The sequence below is a fragment of the Halorubrum xinjiangense genome (genome assembly GCF_049604745.1).
GTDB classification, from domain to species: domain Archaea; phylum Halobacteriota; class Halobacteria; order Halobacteriales; family Haloferacaceae; genus Halorubrum; species Halorubrum xinjiangense_A.
Window position 1 is genome coordinate 2,538,328 of record NZ_CP187140.1, and the last position, 16,896, is coordinate 2,555,223.

The following is a 16,896-nucleotide window of genomic DNA, read 5'->3' on the forward strand; positions in this document are numbered from 1 at the left end:
CATCAAAACTGAAGAGCAAAATAATCGTGCCCTCAGGGATCGTGATTCGTGTGCCGTCACTAGATTCAATAGAGCAGTCGTTATTAATCGTCACCAGCTTCTTACTCGCCGTAGACATTGACGAGTCCCAACCTTCGTGCTAGTCGCAAGAGATTACTTTGATCTGTATAATAACAATTCTAAGACACGTAATTAATATGAAAGGCAATAAGAAAACCAAGCCGAAGCACTTACACGGTACTACCAGAATTAACATTCAAATGGCACGCCTAGCGGTCTTTCATCCAACAATTATGTTGGACGGCGGTGGGGAAGGTGTCTGTACCCAGGCGCTTGAGGCTTTATCTTCTAACCACGACATTACCCTGTTTACTACTGATGAGGTGGATATCGAGGCACTCAATAAATTTCATGGGACCAGTCTCAACCAGTCCGAAATAAACATTAAGAATCCTCTCCCTCGATTAGAGCCTACCATTGACCGAGTATCAAACATCGTAGGCAAGATAGTTCCAAATACTGAGTTAGGTCTATTAAAACACTCTTTGGCACAACGACACTTAGATTCTATTTCAAAAGACTTTGATCTATTATTTAGCACATGGAATGAAATTTTTCACCCTGATAGAACACTACAATACATACACTTTCCCGGATACCATCCGAAGGTATATCGCAAATTTGATCCACGTTCTGCTGATTGGAAATACCGTTCGTACCACGACCTCTGCCGGCGCATAATCGGGTCAAGTGAACAGTTTGGTCCGAATACACATACAATAACAAACTCACAATGGACCGCCGACTTAGTGAGCGAGCATTATAACACTGATGTGTCTGTTGTGTATCCTCCGATTGATGTATCCGCGTTTGAACCGTTAGTGTGGGACGAGAAGGAATCTGGGTTTGTTTCAATTGGTCGGGTACATCCGCTAAAGAGGCAATTGTTCATGATACATGTGTTTGATAGGCTCATAGAGCTGGGACATGACATCCATTTACACATTATCGGCGGGATATCTGACAAGGAGTATGGTGAAAAGGTGATGTCTGCGGCACATTCTCGTGAATACATATCGGTTGAGGGCCGTCTACCCCGAAATAAACTTGTAAAACTGGTTGAGGAGCATAGATATGGGCTCCACGCAAAGAAGTTCGAACACTTCGGAATGGCCGTCGCGGAGTTAGTGGCGGGCGGTGCTGTTCCTTTTGTTCACAATTCTGGAGGCCAAACAGAGATCGTTGGTGAGGATCCCCGGTTGGTGTACGATGACTTGGATAGTGCGGTTCAAACTATTGACAATACATTAAACAATGTCGATACTTATACTATTCAATCAGAGCTTTCCTCAAAGAGTGAAAAATTCAGCAAGGCGAGATTTCAACAGGAGATACAGACGGCTGTCTCGAATACCCTAAGATGAATTTCTTCCCACTAGCGGTATCAGCTACTTCTCTTGTATTATTCACCACCACACTTCTTTTAGCCTTACATATTGGTTATTCAAAAGACGACCTCCTTCACCCACTTATTATAACATCTGTTATATTCTCATTTTTCCTCGTAATTCCCGGAATGTATTTACTGGTCACTCAACAATTCCGTCTTACTACTACAACACCGCAAACAACCTTGTCACAGGCTCTATTCTTATCATCTCTTAGTTTCACAGTCATATGTGTGTCATTTATTAAGGCTCCAGATATCCGCATAAGATCTCGGTTTAATAGACTCATTTCTGAAGTTCCGCCACAACACTATATTCTATCTGGATTCTTTTTGCTACTTCTTGGGCTTCTTCCCTACTATTATTACGTAACCGTTAACGGCGGTTTTGTTCGTATGTTGCTAATTGATGCTCGACTACAGTTTCAGGTGGTTCCCAATACTGCACGGTACCGTGTTCTGAGTTGGGGACTTGTCTTCGGTGGATATGCCTTGATGCTTGGAGGATCTGCTGTTGGTGAATTGCCTCGAAATCAGGTGGTTCGGAGACTTATTTATATCGCTTCATTGGTCGTTTTTGCGTATACCATTTCGTTTCGGGAGCGTCTATTGATCGGATTTGTACTTGGGTGTTTAGTGATATACTTTCATGAGAACGTCTACAAGATACGCGGCCTGACCTTCATTAGTACCGGCATTGTCGGCTTTTTCCTAATTCTTGCTGTACCTCTGTTTGAGTACTTGACTGGGAACTTTTCTTCACTACCTGTTAGTGAAGTAATATATACATATCGATTCGAAGCATTCCTCATCCTTCTCCAGCAGGTACCTGAATCCACTTCGTTCTACTGGGGTGAAACATTCTCTACTGCTGTCTGGTTCAACTATCCTGGTAAGTCCAAGCCAGTCGGTGATATTCTAGAAAAAATTGTTGTTGGTACTGACAGAGAAAACTTCGCAGTATCTGGTACAGTACTCGCAGAGATCTACCTCAACTTTGGAACAGCGGGTCTGTTCATATTCTCTACTGTTTTTGGGGTGATAATTAAACAGGTATATAAAATTAAAAATACTACTGGATTAACTGCTGGTTCTTACCCCGTCCTACTCTACATCTTACTAGTTATCCTACCGACTGCCATTACTTGGGGAACTCGCGTGTTTGTATTTACAATTGGGCCAGTATTTATCACCACAGTAGCCGCATTAATAATAATAAATAAACTATAGTATGGCACGCGTACTATCTCTCTGCTCCAGGCTTCCATATCCGCTTACGGGCGGTGCCAAGTTACGAATGTTTTACACCGCGAAGGAGATGTTAAAATCACATCAGGTGGAGCTCTTAGTTATTGAGGAATCTCCGACTGATCAGTCAGCACTCTCTCAACTTGAAGAGGTATTTGACGCTGTACACTTGTTCGAATATCCAAAATCCGAATTCTATACAAATGCGGCCCGTGGAATCCTTTCGACTCAGCCTCTACAGACTCATTACTACATGTTTAATGAGGTTAACAATTGGTTAAATAAGAATGAAAATCTATTTGACCTTCTATATTGTAATCATGTTCGGACAACTGAATATGTAAAAAATAGAGATACGACTCGGATCGTTGATCTCGTTGATGCAATCTCCCGAAACTATCAACAGGCTACATCGGACGCAACTGGACTGTGGCGGATGATCTATCCTATCGAATGGCGTCGATTGAAGCGGTATGAAAAATCAATTGTCGATACTTTTGACCACTCAATTATTACTACACAAGAGGATCTTCTACATATAACTAATGGAGAAAGTAATCAGGAAATTTCTACTCTTCCAAACGGTGTAAAACCAGACCTATTAACGTACGATCTACCCGATTATTACTTGAGGAACCAACCAGTAATTGTTTTTCTCGGGAAGATGGACTACTTCCCCAACAAGGACGCTGCTAAATATTTCGCAACTGAAATTTTCCCAAAAATACGAGAATCTGAACAGTCCGCTCAATTCTTTATTGTCGGATCTAGCCCTGAAAAAGAAATTTGGGAGTTGGACAGTAGGGAGGGCATCACTGTTACTGGATTTGTAGAAGATCCTGTAACGTATCTTAACCGTGCAGATATTGTAGTTGCCCCGATGCGCCATGGGGCTGGCCTACAAAATAAGGTCTTAGAAGCGATGGCTCTCGGGAAGCCTGTTGTCGCGTCTGAAGTAGCTGGAGAGGGAATTGAAGCTATTGATGGCCACCACCTGCTTGTTGTCGGCTCATCATCCGAATTCCAACAAGCGGTTTTAGATCTCATTTCGGATCGTGAAAAACGGGAGTTAATTGGAAAAAATGCCCGAGTGCTTATCGAGAGCAGATATACTTGGAATAAAGTTGGAAGCGAACTGAGATCTATTATTGAATCGTGTATCTCTCAAACTAGTTTTGATTAATACGTCTGTGTATTCCTTATTGTATCAACGTTAGACTATCTGTCCCTGGAAACTAACTGCTTAATGTCTCCAATCTTCACCTCTCTCAAACTGATTAGTGAGAGAATGTATAAGCCACATGCGCCAAACCCGGCAAAAACAATCCACAGAAGTTGTGAGCCTTGGATTAAATAAACTGCCCCCCCTAGTGCCACTGCGGGTGTGCCTGAGACCAGTATATTTTTAATTGTACTATTAGGTACTCTCCAAGCGACGGTATACTTAGAAGACCCAATGGAGAATATGAGATATGAAAGAGAGCTAATCAAAGTTGCAAATGAAGCACCTACGTATCCGAATTGCGGAATTAGCAAATAATTGAGCAGTATATTTAATATCACTGATATTAGAATTCCTGCTGTCATAAACTCTGTCATAGATTTAAGCTCTAACCCTTTGTGGCCAAGCATTGCAATATTCCAAAAAAACAGAGACAATCCGATTATTGGAATTATTATATAGCCTTCATGGAATGATTGCCCAAGGACTACGCTACTCAGGGGTTTACTTATTATTGCAGTAAATATTGTCGCACCGACACCGATTAACAGAAAGTACCGACTATACTTGGTGATTAACTCGGAGACCTCCTCTGAATTCTCTCCATTCCACCGATCCATTATTACCGGATGTGATGATTGAATGACTGGATTCAGTACCAGTGGGAGCCCCGTATGGACAAGCGAATAGTTTGATGAGTAGATCCCAACAGCTGACGCACCACTCAGCCACTCCAGAATAACTCTATCAATAAAATTCAAGAGAGTCAGACCAAACAACCACCCTACCATTGGTGCCCCATATCGGAATAACTGTTTAGCAATCTCTGTATCCAATGATGGCAGTTCGACATCTAGCATGTGGAGCATTACGCCAATAGTAAATATGCTACCGAGAGCGGTCCCCCACATCCAGCCAACGATATTTTCTAGAACAAGCAGGGAGATAACAACCCCAACCAGTAGTTTGAGAAGAGAATTAATCCCCTGAAAATATGTAATATATCTTGGATTGAGATTTGCTTGGAAAAAAGCTCGAAGCACGTCAAACGTGCCTACCCCCACCACGGACACTACTGCCACAAGATAGTATCGGCGATATTGCCCAATCGCTGGCTCTATAATTGTGAACACAAGAAGAGATATAACCGATACAAATATTGTGAGGTATAGTAGAATCGCCTCAACCGTTGGAAGTATTTCCACGTCTTCTGATTCAAATCGGAGAACAGACTGTTCCAGCCAGCTATATACGCCAGTTGAAACTGTCATAACTACTACCAGAACAAGCGAATATCGTCCGTATGGTGCGGGATCAAAAACCCTCGAAAAAACCATTACACCAATTAATCCAAGGATCGCTGGGAGGGCATTAGCTAGTGTGTATAATCCAAAGTCTCTACCGAAGAGCGTGAGAAAACTCTGGTCAGACCTCTCTTTCATTCGTTTTTCTCTGATAGTGCCTTGGCAATAAATACGTAGATTCTGATTAGAGATGTTGGTTGATTCTACGCCCAATCGATTAGGCATCTGCCGGCATGGAATCAGCGGTGTTTTGATATCGGAATCAAAGCCATGATATATTTGCCACAATATCGCACCCATATGCAAGAAAAACGCGTCCTCGTCACGGGCGGGGCCGGGTTCATCGGCTCGAACCTCGCGAACCGCCTCGCAAGCGACAACGACGTGATCGCGGTCGACGATACCTACCTCGGCACCCCCGAGAACCTCGATCCCGAGGTTGAGTTCGTCGAGGCCTCCGTCCTCGACAACGATTTCCCCGTCGACGTCGATGTCCTCTTTCATCTCGCCGCGCTCTCCTCGCGGAACATGCACGAGGAGAACCCCCAGCGCGGCTGTCGCGTCAACGTTGAGGGGTTCGTCAATGCCGTCGAGCGCGCCCGCAAGAATGGTTGCGAGACGGTCGTCTACGCCTCGACCTCCTCCATCTACGGGAGCCGCACCGAGCCCTCCCCCGTCGACATGGACGTGGAGGCCCACACCGCCTACGAAGCCTCCAAGCTCGCCCGCGAGCGGTACGGCGAGTACTACGCCAATCACCACGAGATGAACGTAGCCGGGCTCCGCTTCTTCTCCGTCTACCAGGGCTTCGGCGGCAACGAAGAACACAAAGGGGAGTACGCGAACACGGTCGCACAGTTTGCCGACGCCATCGCTTCAGGTGAGGCTCCCGAACTGTTCGGTGACGGCACGCAGACGCGCGACTTCACGTACGTCTCCGACGTCGCCCGCGCCTGCGAGCTTGCGGCCGACCACGAGCTGACGGGGGTGTACAACGTCGGCACCGAGGAGGCGTACTCATTCAACGAGATGGTCGCGATGATCAACGACGCGCTCGGTACCGATATCGACCCGGAGTACGTCGAGTGCCCCTTCGACGGCTACGTCCACGACACGATGGCCGACTACTCGACATTCCACGAGGCCACCGGCTGGAAGCCGCAGGTCTCCTTTGAGGAGGGCATCGAAATGGTCTGTGAATCGTATATTAACGACACCACTAGCACAAATTAGTACTAGATACACTGGACATAAGCAGCCATAATTAATGCCACCCAAAAATTTATTTTACATAGAATTAAGATTTGGACATATTACAAATAAACTGTTATAACCTTATTAAAATCGGTGTTAGCTCCAGTTGGAGCAGCACTTCTGCCCCGGCTTCAGCGATTGCGAAGCGCCGTGCTGACCGGTACGGGCGCGATCGCTGCCGGGATGGTTCTCATCGGGATAATCCCGAACAAAAGGTATCTCACAGTGATATTAACGGCCAAAACTGAGCGATCATCTGTGCTCCTGCCAATCTTGGAGTACCGCTATAGGTGTTTTGAGATTATGGATATTTTGGGATCAGTGTCATGGATAGTTCGGATCGCGCTGCTGACAGTGATTGCTGAATTGGCGATCTCGTGAGCACCCTCGTTACGTGCCGACTGTGGAGCACTTGCGGCTGGTGTCGCTGTACTCCCATTCGTCGCACCGGAAGTATACCTGTTGTCGTTCTGTATCTATTGCTGATCGCCGTCGTCATATTGTTAGAGCAACCAGACTGATGACCGAATATTGGTGCCGCTGTTGCTGCGTGTCACGCTCATGTGTGTGATTGATCTCATCAAGGAAGCTCCGAACACGTCACCACGCCGGTATCGGGTCGCGGACAGCGATGTCGTCGGTGAGCTCTTCGAGTTAAACAGCGCGCTTAACAGCGTCGGGACGTGGTCGCTGCCCACGAGGCGTACTTCGGTGCTTTTGTCGGTGTTCGGAATCGTCCTTTGTAGGCTCGTCGACGGGTTTTCTGGAACGCACCAGTTGATTCGCGGAACGGGAACTTGGGACCGGAGAGGTGTTCGACGAACCGCGCGAGTTTTGTGTCTCCCTTTGGAAGAATACATATGTAGATTCTCGGACGATAGTTAGGTTTATCGCTCTTGTGTAGCACATTGTTGATTTCAGAGAGTTGCTTTGACGGCGTGTTTGAGCGCTTTTCGTCCGGGTTTGCGGTAGAGTTCTCGTCTGAGTTGGAACGCTCGGAGATACTGTGTGAGGCGATCTTTTGAGATGCCTCGATGCGGCGAGAGCCACCGTCGCGCCAGCGACGCGTGGCTCTCGCAGGTGTTCACGTGGACCGTCTCGTCGGCGTACTCACCGTCTCCGTGAACGACGTATTCGCGGTCGAATTGCTCGTCTTCAGTAAGCGGATCGTACGCACGAAATCCGTCTGTATAGACAGTGAGAGGCTCCTGCTGGCGGTCTGCCAGCAGGAGCCGGATCGTCGATTCGTCTGCGGATTTCGCCGGCACAACGTACCGTTGCTCGGTGCCACGATCCACGAGAACGAACACGGGCGGTTTGTCTTGATCATACGTTCCGCGCCCGCGTCGAGAGAGGCCGCGAGAGCGCGACCACTGGTCGCGCTCGCGGCCTTTCAAGCCGGCAGAGACGTAGAACTCGTCAATTTCAACCGGGCCGCGGAGATCGAGTGACGGCGCGTCGAGCGCTTCAGCGAAGCGCTCGACACGCCTGTGAATCGTTTTGTAGGCGACCTCGATTTCGCATTGTAACTGCCTGAGACTCGTGTTAAACCGCAAAAACGCGTAGATCGAAAACAGCCACTTGCGGAGTGCGATCTTCGAGTGAGCGAAGATCGTGCCGGTCTTGTCGTTGAACGTGCGGCCGCAATCCTTACAGAGATACCGCTGAAACTGCCCATAGCTGCCGTTTCTGACCGTTCGGTCAGAACGGCAGCGAGGACAGGAAACGCCGTCACGCCAGCGAACCTGCTGTAACAGGTCCGCTGCGACCGATTCCGACCCAAACACATCCAGCGGAATCATTCGTGTCGGACACCGCTGACGCGGTGTCCTTGTCCTCTTCGACTCCACAGCGACAGCTCAGCAGTATCAACAATCTCCTACAGAAGAGCGTAGGTTTATTATGATTAGCTATAGATTTCAAGTAGTGCCTGCATCCGTTGGTATCGTCATTCCGGCATATCGTGCCGATCCAGAAACAGTCAACAATTTCACCACCCTCCTTCACGAGACTATTGGCGGAACGGTCCACGTCGAATTTGACGCACCTACACAGGAGACCCTTGATAGGCTTTCCGAACCAGATTCGATCAATACGTGCTCGGGGCGACGGGGTAAGGGGCGGGCAATTACAGAAGGGTTCGAATTCCTCTCAACAGATATTCTTGCGTTTGCCGATGCGGATGCCGCAACGCCGGCAGCCTCTGTCGCCGACGTAGTCGAGTCTGTCCGAAGTAGGCAGACTGACCTTGCTATCGGGTCACGGCGCCATCCCGACGCAAATATCGAAGCTCACCAAACACATCTTCGGCGTAGTATGGGTGATGTTTTCGCTTGGACGGCACGCCACCTCCTGCCGACGTCGGCCTACGACTACCAGTGTGGAGCGAAAGGGTTGACAGCAGAGGCGTGGCAGCAACTTCGACCGCACCTATACGAGTCCGGATTCGCGTGGGATCTCGAGCTTATCGCGATGGCTGGCGCGAAGGGCCTGCGGATTGAGGAAATACCAGTCACATGGCGTGACGATCCAGAGTCAACGGTCGATCCGTTTTCGGCCGCCGTCAATATGGCTTCAGCCCTTGTCTCGATTCGACATCGAGTGAAAGCGATGGACGGGCACCCGATCCATACGACACTGGATCGAGTACAGAGGAGTTCGCCGTCTCCCCTATTGGGTGACGACTAATGAAGCGAACTGCTGCTGCCCTCTACGCGCCGAGACGAATGACACAGTTCGTGTCGGTCGGCGCGGTCGGTGCGGTCCTCGAGACGATCATCGTCGCCGTGTTGACCACAACCGTTGCCTTCCAACCACTCTTGGCAAAGGCGATCGGTGCAGAAGTATCCATTTCGACGATGTTCGCACTCAACGACCGCTACACATTTGCCGGTGAAGGTGCGCTTGGTACCCGTAACGTAGTCCGGCGCTGGGTGAAGTCCCACGCCGTCCGTGCGACTGGTCTCACTGTCGCATTCGTCATTCTCTGGTATCTCACCGCTCGTACAGAGATTCGCTTCTACATTCTGGGAGCCGATGTCTGGCCGACGATCGCGAACGTTATCGGTATTGGTGCTGCTCTTACCATCAACTACGTCGCTGAGAGCGTCATTACGTGGAACGTGGCTAAAAGAGAGTTATGATCCGAAATATACCAGAGGTAGTTGAAATTCGAGATAAAAGTAAAGTATCCCTCATTATTGGATTGGTAGCAATTTTAGGGATTATACTTGTCCCTGTGAGCACCATAATGATGAAGCTGAACGGGGTTGCCGCCGGTCTCGGCCACTATGCAGATTTCTCAGCCTACTGGATGGCAGCTGAAAGGTGGCAACATGGAGCTTCATTATATGGGAGTCAAGATTTCGGATTTATACAATCACACCAGATCCGACACTTCTGGCCTTATTTATATCCACCAGCACCCGTTCTTCTTTTCAACATTTATCAATTTGTTCCGTTCACTGTCGCAGGAACGCTCTGGGGAGTGACAACTTCAGGGATATTTTGGCTCGCGCTCATCATACTGCTTGAAGAATATGTAAAAATGACATGGGTTCGAAGATTGCTACTGTTCCCGCTAGTCCTCTTTTACCAACCAATCTGGTATGCGTTCGCTCTGGGACAAATCACTCCACTGCTCGCAGGATTAGTCACCCTCTCTGCAGTTGCAATGGAAAGAACTCATCGGGGTCAAGGATCGTTTTGGGTAGGGGTGGGTGTTACAATTGCTACGTTCATTAAGCCCACAGTAGCCCCCTCTGGTGCTGTTCTCTTGCCATTTCGTCGTAGGCTTGTCGGTGCAATTGTTACTGGATTATTCTTGGTTGGAATTGGGGTCGTATTCTTCGGAGTGTCATCACACATTGAATACATTCACGTACTCATGACATCTAAAACAGGGCAAGCAACAAGCCTTCTATCAATCAACACTTATCACGCGGGCTGGTTTGAACCATTTGATATACTTGGTCTCTGGTCGTGGATTCCACGAATACTGCTATTGGTGATCGTGGCGCTACTCAGTCTCAACCGATCAAATACGATATCGGCAGATCGCGCCGCATTTGCGGCGGGGGCAGCCTTGGTGCCTCTCACAGCACCGGAGGGGTATTCGTTGGCGTTTGTATTCTATGTACCAGCTGCAGTTGTTTTACTCGCCGCTCGGCTAGATTGGTGGCCGTGGATTTCTGTTGCAATAGCCCTCAGCCACTGGCATGCATGGACTATGTATTACTTAGGCCAGTCGGGGATTTCTACGAAGATAGCAGTGTTCCTCCAACCAGGCCTCTATGCTGGTTTCATAATCCTAACCGGGTCTCTATTGATTCTTTGGAGGTCTCAACAGAAGTCACTCAATCTCGTAAAATCCAATAGACGCCCCTATAGTCGCTGAGTAAAAAATATTCTGCACGTCAGTCATCGGTTGAGGGGTGCTCTCAACCGGAGTAAAAGCGGTCATCGTGGTTGCAATCGGCTTCAACCCAGTCCGGTTCAACATCGTCGACATCCAGGTCAATATCGGGAAGCTGATCGTCAAGTTCGTCGGTTAGGTTGTCCATCGCGATACCGAAATACCGCCGGTTCATCCGCACCTCGGTCCGTACCTCGCCGTGCTGTTCCTCAATCTTTGTGTCGATCTGGTCGATCTTCCCGTCGAGCGACTGCGCCTTCCCCGAGACGCCGTCATCGGTTTCGTCTCTCTCTCTCCCGTCCCCACGCCCACGATTCGATACTCGCGATTCGCCGGCGGTTCAGGTAGATCGCTGTCCCGAGCGATCCGAACGCGACGGCAACGCCCCTCAGCAGAGTAGATTCGACCGCCATACCGTCAGGCGTCGTCGACGCCCGGTCGACTCGCGTAGCGTTGCATCCCTTCATACAGGTACTCGGTCGCCTCGGCGCGATCGCGTAATAGGTCCGCGACGTCGTCCGCCGGGATACCTGACTGCGCGCAGACTTCGATGACGCGAGTGACCTGCTCGCCCGCCTGCTCGCAGTTCAGCGATTGATTACTGGCGAGGTCGTCCGCTGAAGTCTCGTCGATCGACCCGCTCGCGTCGACTTCGGCGACGTCTTCCGCGCCGCTATCAATTTATTTGTAGGTACCCATACCCAACGTATGAGCAAGAACATCGCGATCAGCGACGACGTGTACCGTCGACTGAAACGCGAGAAGGGAGACCGGAGTTTCAGCGAGGTGATCGCCGAAAAACTCGATGACGGCGGTGAGATCTCGGACGTCACCGGCCAAGGCATCTTCGACGCCGAAACGCCTGACAAGGTTGCCGACGAGATCGAGCGGTTGAGCGAGGGAACGATGGATCGAGTCACCGATGAAGATCTGTGACACGTCCGTCCTCGTCGATATCGACCGCGGCGGGGTCGACGGAAAAGTCGCTGCTCTAGACGAAGCGGGCCGACACGCGATCAGCATCGTGACGGTGACCGAACTCCGGCTCGGCGTGGACCTCCAGTACGAACGAGGGACAGACCGACATCAACAGGCGATCGACGATCTCGATCGCCTCCTCTCGCGGTTCGACGTGCTCCCGATATCGCGACCGGTCGCGACGACAGCCGCGACGATCATCGCGACGCTGCGACAAGCCGGTCGGCCGCTCGATGATCTCCACGACGTGTATATCGCCGCAACTGCCCGAACACGGGACCTCCCGGTGTTGACCGCGAACGTCGATCACTTCGACCGGATCGACGACCTCCGCGTCGTCGACTGGGAGACGTTCTAAGGTGGTCCGATCGCGGGCACAGACAGAGCGAGCAGCGAATCCGTACCGCGAGGAGACGCAGGGAAGACCCCCTGGGACCCGGTCACCGATATCTTGTGACGTCATTGTCGTCATATGGCTCTCCGGAATCTGTGCCGTTCCGGTCGTACGCGAGAAACTCGAAACTGGCGTCGATACGCATCCGCATCTTCGGCCGGCACTCGATACACTCGACGACGGGAGTCCGGTCGCGACGATCTCAGTGTCGCTGCGGGCATCTGCCGAAATGATTCGGAAGCGACCGCAATACGTCGATACGGTGGGTACATATTGCGGACCCCCGTCGGGGTGTCCTGCTCGAACGCGAGCGTCACTCCGGTCGAACAATTGGCGCAGTGGGGTATGATGTGACCGTTTGCTCTCGCGCGTGGTAGTTCGTACAGCAGCGCGTTCCCGTCTCCAGGTGGTCGGTCTCGTCGCACACGACGCGATGCGTCCCGCCGATGCGATCGAACTGTCGGGACAGCTCGTCGAACGCGTCGCCGGTCCCGAGTTCTCGCCCCGGGAACCGGCTGGTGCGCACGAAAAGCCGCCCGTCGACGAGGCCGCGACCCCCGATTCCAAACACCGACGAAAGTACTGAAGAACGCCTCGTGGGCAGCGACTACTCGCCGACGCTGTTGAGCGCGCTGTTCAACTCGAAGAGCTCGCGGACGACATCGCTGTCCGCGACCCGATACCGGCATGGTGACGTGTTCGGAACGTCCTCGATGAGTTCGACCTCACACATGAGGTCCGTGTAGTTGCCAACAGTTTGGCGCGTGACGCCGGCGTGTGCTGCGAGTTCGGTTTTGTTGAACTCGCGGTTCGGCGGAAGATCGAGCAACGCGTCGACGAGAATCGGGATCGCATCGTGCTGTGTGAGGTAGAGCCACCCGCTCGGGTGTTCCTTCCGGAGTTCCTTTGTCGCCCCGCGGTCATCCGCGTGCTCCATACTGCTCATACAGAGAGACACCATCTGTGTGTGTATAAGTGTTCCCACCACCGTTAACAGCTATTAACGGTCTTTATGTGTGAGTGGACTTATCTCCCCGCTATGCTGAAGACCGACTGTGCTCCCATCGTGTTCATCGCCACCCCCATCCCACCATGTCAGGTGTTCTTCCCGAGGTGAGGTGGGACATGGAGACATTCAGTTACCCACATCGAACACTTGACATAGTGGGGTGTGTTCCGAGATTTATCCTCGATTCTATACAAGAACACTTGACACGGTGGGGTGGGATATCCGACTGCCACTCCAATGAGATAAGCACTCGATCAGCGGGGTGTCGAGCACCCATCCCACCAACCCATCCACTTACTCACTCTTCAGGGCCGGCGACGAAGTGACGAAGAAGCGCGGCGATGACGGCATCGACGATTCGCATATCGTCGAGGCCCAGGACCTCGTCCAGTGCGGCCGATTACGCAACCGGATTCGCGACCAGACCCAGCACGCCCACCTGCTGCTCAAAACGCTCGCGTCCCTCGAACAACGAGGCGCGACGCCGGCCCGGTCGAAGACGATCAAAACCCGGTACGAGCGCGTGACTTGGCTCCCTTCGAGCTTCTCGCGAGCCTGATGAACGTGGTCCTCCGTCAGTCGCTCTTCACCGTTCGTCCGTGCCATATAAGCGGGTTTATAAGGAACATCCAACGCCTGACGAGCACTCCCGGTTTCCTACGCCGCAATGGCGGCACACAGCGCGATCACGTCGTCGTCCACTGCGTCATCGTACATACCACCGGCCACTCGCTCTTCGAGGATGACACGCAGTTCCGGAGCGTTGTACGGCGAGAGGTGAATCTCCCCCGTACGAGATTGGCGGCGACATCGTGTGTGGCTGGTTCTAGCGCAGTTCATAAATAGTATGAACACGTGGTGTGAGGTGGAGCGATGGCACGAATCACTGGCTCGTATCCGGACGACCTCGACCTCCTGATCGAGGGTGCCGTCGAGGCCGGTGTGTTCGGGGGCAAGAGCGACGCGTTGCGAGAGTTCGTGCGCGAATACTTCGAGGATCACGAGAACGAACGTATCGCGGCTGCGGTCGCCCTCTACGAGCGCGAGCGGATCACGCTCGGTGACGCTGCGAGACTCGCTGCCGTCGACCGGTGGACGATGCGAGACATCCTCCGCGAACACGGTGTCGCGCTTCGCGTCGGTCTCGCTACCGAGGACGACGCGGCCTACGAGGTGGAAGCGGCGACAGAACTCGAGTTCGATGATACCGACTTGGATGACGAGGACACCCCGGAGAAATGACGAGCGACGGCGTTCCGGCGAATCCGAGCGTCCTGAACACGACTGTCCTCTCGAATTTTTCGTATATTGACCAGCTGTGGGTGGTTACAGGGCTCTCCGGAATCTGTGCCGTTCCGGTCGTTCGCGAGGAACTCGAAACCGGCGTCGATACTCATCCGTATCTTCGGCCGGCACTCGATACACTCGACGACGAGATCCCGGTCGCGACGATCCCGGACGCGGTCGCGAACAGGGAGGCGGTCGTCAGAGGCCACCTCGACCCTGGCGAAGCGCAGGCGTTCGCCCTCGCCGACGCATATGACGGTCGCCTCCTGACCGACGACGGAGATGCTCGGTCGTTTGCGAAAGATCAAGGAGTGACCGTCGTCGGGTCGGTCGGCGTCCTGTTGGCCGCTATTGAGGCCGGGAAGATCGATGAGTCGACGGCTGACGAGTGGCTGTCGACGTGGATCGACGAGATGGACTACTACGTCCCGTACCGGACGATTTCGGAGTATCGGTAAGCTAACCCATCCTTTAGGGGTGGGTTGGTGACGTTATCGCAGCCAAACGACTTCCGGACTCCTTGCTCTGCTCTCCAAGCGACTCTCTCCATGAGAAACCGGAGACAGGTGAGCGAGTGAGAATCGAGAGAGTCCTACCGAGGCCGTCCTCGAGACAGACGAAATCACACCCTGATCGCGGCGGAAGCCTTCAGGGTCCTCAGTGGTCACCCGATAGTATCGCTCGGGACCGCAGGTTGACCGTCGGTCCATGTGAGCCCATCGACGACATCCACGAGCTGGGCGATTCGGTGGTCAAACACATTCCGTGGATGCCGGTCGAGAAACGCCGCCTCCGTTCGGTGGATGGTGTCACCACGGTAATCAAGCTGAAAGTGACACTCGCCGAGGTCCATGTGGATTTCATCCTGGTGCCATCCCAACATGAGCTCCCGGTCGGAGTCGACCCACTGGATCCGGTAAACGGCCACGGGCGCGGTGGCCCGTGGCTTTTGTAATTCCCTCAAATCACGGCGTGTGAAGCACTCCCTGCGAGGCAATCTCGTGGGATGAGGTTGGACGATTTACATCCACGCGACCAGAATCGATGTTGTGGCGTCCCGACCCGACCCGGCGCATCCGCACTTCAGGCGGGGTTTTGCGAGGTCGGTAGTTATCCGCACTGTGATGACTATCATCGCCAGTCTCTGTCTTCGCAATCCATCGCACCGCAGTATTTACACTCGCGTTCCGATCCGAATGATCCTGCTCCAGCGCACACGCATTATTCGAGCACGTGAACCGCCCGCTGTTGCGAGTTCCGAGCTTTCCACAGCACGCACACCGCTGTGAATTATACTCAGAACCAACATGCGCAACTGGAGCCCCGTGTCGGTGAGCTTTGTACGTGACTTGTCGTTTGAACTCATGGAACGGGAGTTTGTGCAAGCGTCGGTTCATATAACTCCCGTACTCGATGTCGTTGCGGATGCCTTCGAGCGACTCAAACACCACCACCGGCTTCGGGAACCATTCTACGTAGTGTTCGATCACCTTTGAGAGTCGGTGGAGAGTCCACTCGGTGAAATTCTCCACGTGGTTCCCGATATTGTCCACGACGCTGTGTTTGTCGTGTTCTTCGCAGCGGCGTTTGATGTCGTAGTACCGCTGGCGTTTCTGCTTGACTTGCCCGTAATCGATGGTGAGTTGTGCAAGTGTGTCGCGCGATTGTCGATCGAGAACGGTGGTGGTGATGTTGCGTTCGTTGATGTCGATGGCGATGACAGACTCTGCATCCTCTGCAACATCTAGTTCGACTGGTTGTCGTATCGGGACGTGTAGGTAGTACACGCCCTCTCGATACACAACCTCAGCCCGGCCCACTGCTGACTCACTCGACGAATCAAGCGCAGTTTTGACGCGAGCAAGATCCTCGTTTGCACCGCGAAGGAACCCACGCACTTTCTCTTGGTACGGCTGCGTGCTGATACGATAGCCAACGCGATCGTCGTCACGAACGTGTAGTTCGTACCCTTCACCGTGGTGCATAACGAGTGGGAATGCACCGAGAGAATTGGTCGCGGGGGGTTGTGGCTTCGGCAGCTCGCTTTGATCACTGCTGTTATGCCACGTGTAGAGTGCGCTTTGGTAGGCGTCGTAGGCGTCGCAGGCTTTGCGGACGACGGCTTGTGCGCTGTTTTTGATGAATGATTGTTCTGTAGGCGTGACTGCGTCAACAATTTCGCCTTCAGAGTATCCGAGTTCTCGCATCGCCCACGCGTGATTAGCGAACGCTCGGGCGTCCATTCGGGCTTGTTTCAGACGCCAGCGTTCCCCGTCTTCGATATGAAGGCGGAAGCATAGCGTCTCAACAAGCTCATCCATCGTACACCTACTATATCA

At 52.1% G+C, this 16,896-nt stretch carries 17 protein-coding genes and 1 pseudogene; 12 read left to right on the forward strand and 6 right to left on the reverse strand.

Annotated features, from left to right (window positions below; genetic code table 11):
* Positions 1-260: 260 nt before the first annotated feature.
* Genes ACOZ35_RS13975 through ACOZ35_RS13985 form a run of 3 tightly spaced genes read left to right on the forward strand, consistent with a single transcriptional unit; the run spans position 261 to position 3,878 of the window.
* Positions 261-1,424: a glycosyltransferase gene (locus ACOZ35_RS13975; protein ID WP_424014138.1), complete on the forward strand. Its 1,164-nt coding sequence runs from the start codon at positions 261-263 to the stop codon at positions 1,422-1,424.
* Positions 1,421-2,677: an oligosaccharide repeat unit polymerase gene (locus ACOZ35_RS13980; RefSeq protein ID WP_424014139.1), complete on the forward strand. Its 1,257-nt coding sequence runs from the start codon at positions 1,421-1,423 to the stop codon at positions 2,675-2,677. The genes ACOZ35_RS13975 and ACOZ35_RS13980 overlap by 4 nt, the downstream gene beginning before the upstream one ends.
* A gap of 1 nt (position 2,678) precedes the next feature.
* Complete coding sequence (locus ACOZ35_RS13985) at positions 2,679-3,878, forward strand: glycosyltransferase (protein WP_424014140.1); 1,200 nt, start codon at positions 2,679-2,681, stop codon at positions 3,876-3,878.
* Between the two features lie 35 nt (positions 3,879-3,913).
* Here the strand turns inward: ACOZ35_RS13985 and ACOZ35_RS13990 are convergent, their stop codons facing one another.
* Entirely contained in the window at positions 3,914-5,359 is a 1,446-nt protein-coding gene (locus ACOZ35_RS13990) for a lipopolysaccharide biosynthesis protein (RefSeq protein ID WP_424014141.1), read from the reverse strand.
* 162 nt (positions 5,360-5,521) lie between these two features.
* On the opposite strand from ACOZ35_RS13990, the gene ACOZ35_RS13995 reads away from it, so the two are divergent.
* Positions 5,522-6,454 carry an NAD-dependent epimerase/dehydratase family protein gene (locus tag ACOZ35_RS13995; RefSeq protein WP_424014142.1) on the forward strand — a complete coding sequence of 311 codons (933 nt, stop codon included), beginning with the start codon at positions 5,522-5,524 and terminating at the stop codon, positions 6,452-6,454.
* A 938-nt stretch (positions 6,455-7,392) separates the two neighbouring features.
* On the opposite strand, the gene ACOZ35_RS14000 is transcribed toward ACOZ35_RS13995, so the two are convergent.
* Positions 7,393-8,277, reverse strand: coding sequence for an IS1595 family transposase (locus tag ACOZ35_RS14000; RefSeq protein WP_424013737.1), 885 nt, complete (start codon positions 8,275-8,277; stop codon positions 7,393-7,395).
* A gap of 124 nt (positions 8,278-8,401) precedes the next feature.
* Here ACOZ35_RS14000 and ACOZ35_RS14005 point away from each other — a divergent pair, with 124 nt between their 5' ends.
* The 5 genes from ACOZ35_RS14005 (at position 8,402) to ACOZ35_RS14025 (ending at position 12,225) form a co-directional block, all read left to right on the forward strand.
* The gene (locus ACOZ35_RS14005; RefSeq protein WP_424014143.1) at positions 8,402-9,163 is read left to right on the forward strand and encodes a glycosyltransferase; all 762 of its coding nucleotides are present in this window, start codon (positions 8,402-8,404) and stop codon (positions 9,161-9,163) included.
* A 38-nt stretch (positions 9,164-9,201) separates the two neighbouring features.
* Positions 9,202-9,618 carry a GtrA family protein gene (locus ACOZ35_RS14010; protein ID WP_424014144.1) on the forward strand — a complete coding sequence of 139 codons (417 nt, stop codon included), beginning with the start codon at positions 9,202-9,204 and terminating at the stop codon, positions 9,616-9,618.
* Positions 9,615-10,871, forward strand: a complete 1,257-nt coding sequence (locus tag ACOZ35_RS14015; protein WP_424014145.1) for a glycosyltransferase family 87 protein — start codon at positions 9,615-9,617, stop codon at positions 10,869-10,871. The genes ACOZ35_RS14010 and ACOZ35_RS14015 overlap by 4 nt, the downstream gene beginning before the upstream one ends.
* A 726-nt stretch (positions 10,872-11,597) precedes the next feature.
* Positions 11,598-11,825, forward strand: coding sequence for an antitoxin VapB family protein (locus ACOZ35_RS14020; RefSeq protein WP_424014146.1), 228 nt, complete (start codon positions 11,598-11,600; stop codon positions 11,823-11,825).
* The gene (locus ACOZ35_RS14025; protein WP_424014147.1) at positions 11,812-12,225 is read left to right on the forward strand and encodes a type II toxin-antitoxin system VapC family toxin; all 414 of its coding nucleotides are present in this window, start codon (positions 11,812-11,814) and stop codon (positions 12,223-12,225) included. The genes ACOZ35_RS14020 and ACOZ35_RS14025 overlap by 14 nt, the downstream gene beginning before the upstream one ends.
* 383 nt (positions 12,226-12,608) lie before the next feature.
* Here the strand turns inward: ACOZ35_RS14025 and ACOZ35_RS14030 are convergent.
* Positions 12,609-12,778 (reverse strand): annotated as a pseudogene (locus ACOZ35_RS14030) (cell division control protein Cdc6); the annotation flags it as partial.
* 90 nt (positions 12,779-12,868) lie between these two features.
* Positions 12,869-13,207: a hypothetical protein gene (locus ACOZ35_RS14035; protein ID WP_424014148.1), complete on the reverse strand. Its 339-nt coding sequence runs from the start codon at positions 13,205-13,207 to the stop codon at positions 12,869-12,871.
* Positions 13,208-13,592: 385 nt separating this feature from the next.
* Here ACOZ35_RS14035 and ACOZ35_RS14040 point away from each other — a divergent pair, with 385 nt between their 5' ends.
* The 3 genes from ACOZ35_RS14040 (at position 13,593) to ACOZ35_RS14050 (ending at position 15,015) form a co-directional block, all read left to right on the forward strand.
* A complete protein-coding gene (locus tag ACOZ35_RS14040) occupies positions 13,593-13,829 on the forward strand; it encodes a hypothetical protein (protein WP_424016101.1) in 237 nt (78 codons plus the stop codon).
* Positions 13,830-14,143: 314 nt separating this feature from the next.
* Complete coding sequence (locus ACOZ35_RS14045) at positions 14,144-14,512, forward strand: UPF0175 family protein (protein ID WP_424014149.1); 369 nt, start codon at positions 14,144-14,146, stop codon at positions 14,510-14,512.
* Complete coding sequence (locus ACOZ35_RS14050; RefSeq protein ID WP_424014150.1) at positions 14,509-15,015, forward strand: twitching motility protein PilT; 507 nt, start codon at positions 14,509-14,511, stop codon at positions 15,013-15,015. Before ACOZ35_RS14045 ends, ACOZ35_RS14050 begins: the two co-directional genes overlap by 4 nt.
* Positions 15,016-15,221: 206 nt before the next feature.
* On the opposite strand, the gene ACOZ35_RS14055 is transcribed toward ACOZ35_RS14050, so the two are convergent.
* Entirely contained in the window at positions 15,222-15,485 is a 264-nt protein-coding gene (locus tag ACOZ35_RS14055; RefSeq protein WP_424014151.1) for a hypothetical protein, read from the reverse strand.
* A gap of 37 nt (positions 15,486-15,522) precedes the next feature.
* Positions 15,523-16,878: an RNA-guided endonuclease TnpB family protein gene (locus ACOZ35_RS14060; RefSeq protein WP_424014152.1), complete on the reverse strand. Its 1,356-nt coding sequence runs from the start codon at positions 16,876-16,878 to the stop codon at positions 15,523-15,525.
* Positions 16,879-16,896 lie beyond the last annotated feature (18 nt).

Coding starts and splice junctions, on each gene's coding strand:
- ACOZ35_RS13975 (WP_424014138.1), top strand. CDS start 261: ATGGCACGCCTAGCGGTCTTTCATCCAACAATTATGTTGGACGGCGGT.
- ACOZ35_RS13980 (WP_424014139.1), top strand. CDS start 1,421: ATGAATTTCTTCCCACTAGCGGTATCAGCTACTTCTCTTGTATTATTC.
- ACOZ35_RS13985 (WP_424014140.1), top strand. CDS start 2,679: ATGGCACGCGTACTATCTCTCTGCTCCAGGCTTCCATATCCGCTTACG.
- ACOZ35_RS13990 (WP_424014141.1), bottom strand. CDS start 5,359: ATGAAAGAGAGGTCTGACCAGAGTTTTCTCACGCTCTTCGGTAGAGAC.
- ACOZ35_RS13995 (WP_424014142.1), top strand. CDS start 5,522: ATGCAAGAAAAACGCGTCCTCGTCACGGGCGGGGCCGGGTTCATCGGC.
- ACOZ35_RS14000 (WP_424013737.1), bottom strand. CDS start 8,277: ATGATTCCGCTGGATGTGTTTGGGTCGGAATCGGTCGCAGCGGACCTG.
- ACOZ35_RS14010 (WP_424014144.1), top strand. CDS start 9,202: ATGACACAGTTCGTGTCGGTCGGCGCGGTCGGTGCGGTCCTCGAGACG.
- ACOZ35_RS14015 (WP_424014145.1), top strand. CDS start 9,615: ATGATCCGAAATATACCAGAGGTAGTTGAAATTCGAGATAAAAGTAAA.
- ACOZ35_RS14020 (WP_424014146.1), top strand. CDS start 11,598: ATGAGCAAGAACATCGCGATCAGCGACGACGTGTACCGTCGACTGAAA.
- ACOZ35_RS14025 (WP_424014147.1), top strand. CDS start 11,812: ATGAAGATCTGTGACACGTCCGTCCTCGTCGATATCGACCGCGGCGGG.
- ACOZ35_RS14035 (WP_424014148.1), bottom strand. CDS start 13,207: ATGAGCAGTATGGAGCACGCGGATGACCGCGGGGCGACAAAGGAACTC.
- ACOZ35_RS14045 (WP_424014149.1), top strand. CDS start 14,144: ATGGCACGAATCACTGGCTCGTATCCGGACGACCTCGACCTCCTGATC.
- ACOZ35_RS14050 (WP_424014150.1), top strand. CDS start 14,509: ATGACGAGCGACGGCGTTCCGGCGAATCCGAGCGTCCTGAACACGACT.
- ACOZ35_RS14060 (WP_424014152.1), bottom strand. CDS start 16,878: ATGGATGAGCTTGTTGAGACGCTATGCTTCCGCCTTCATATCGAAGAC.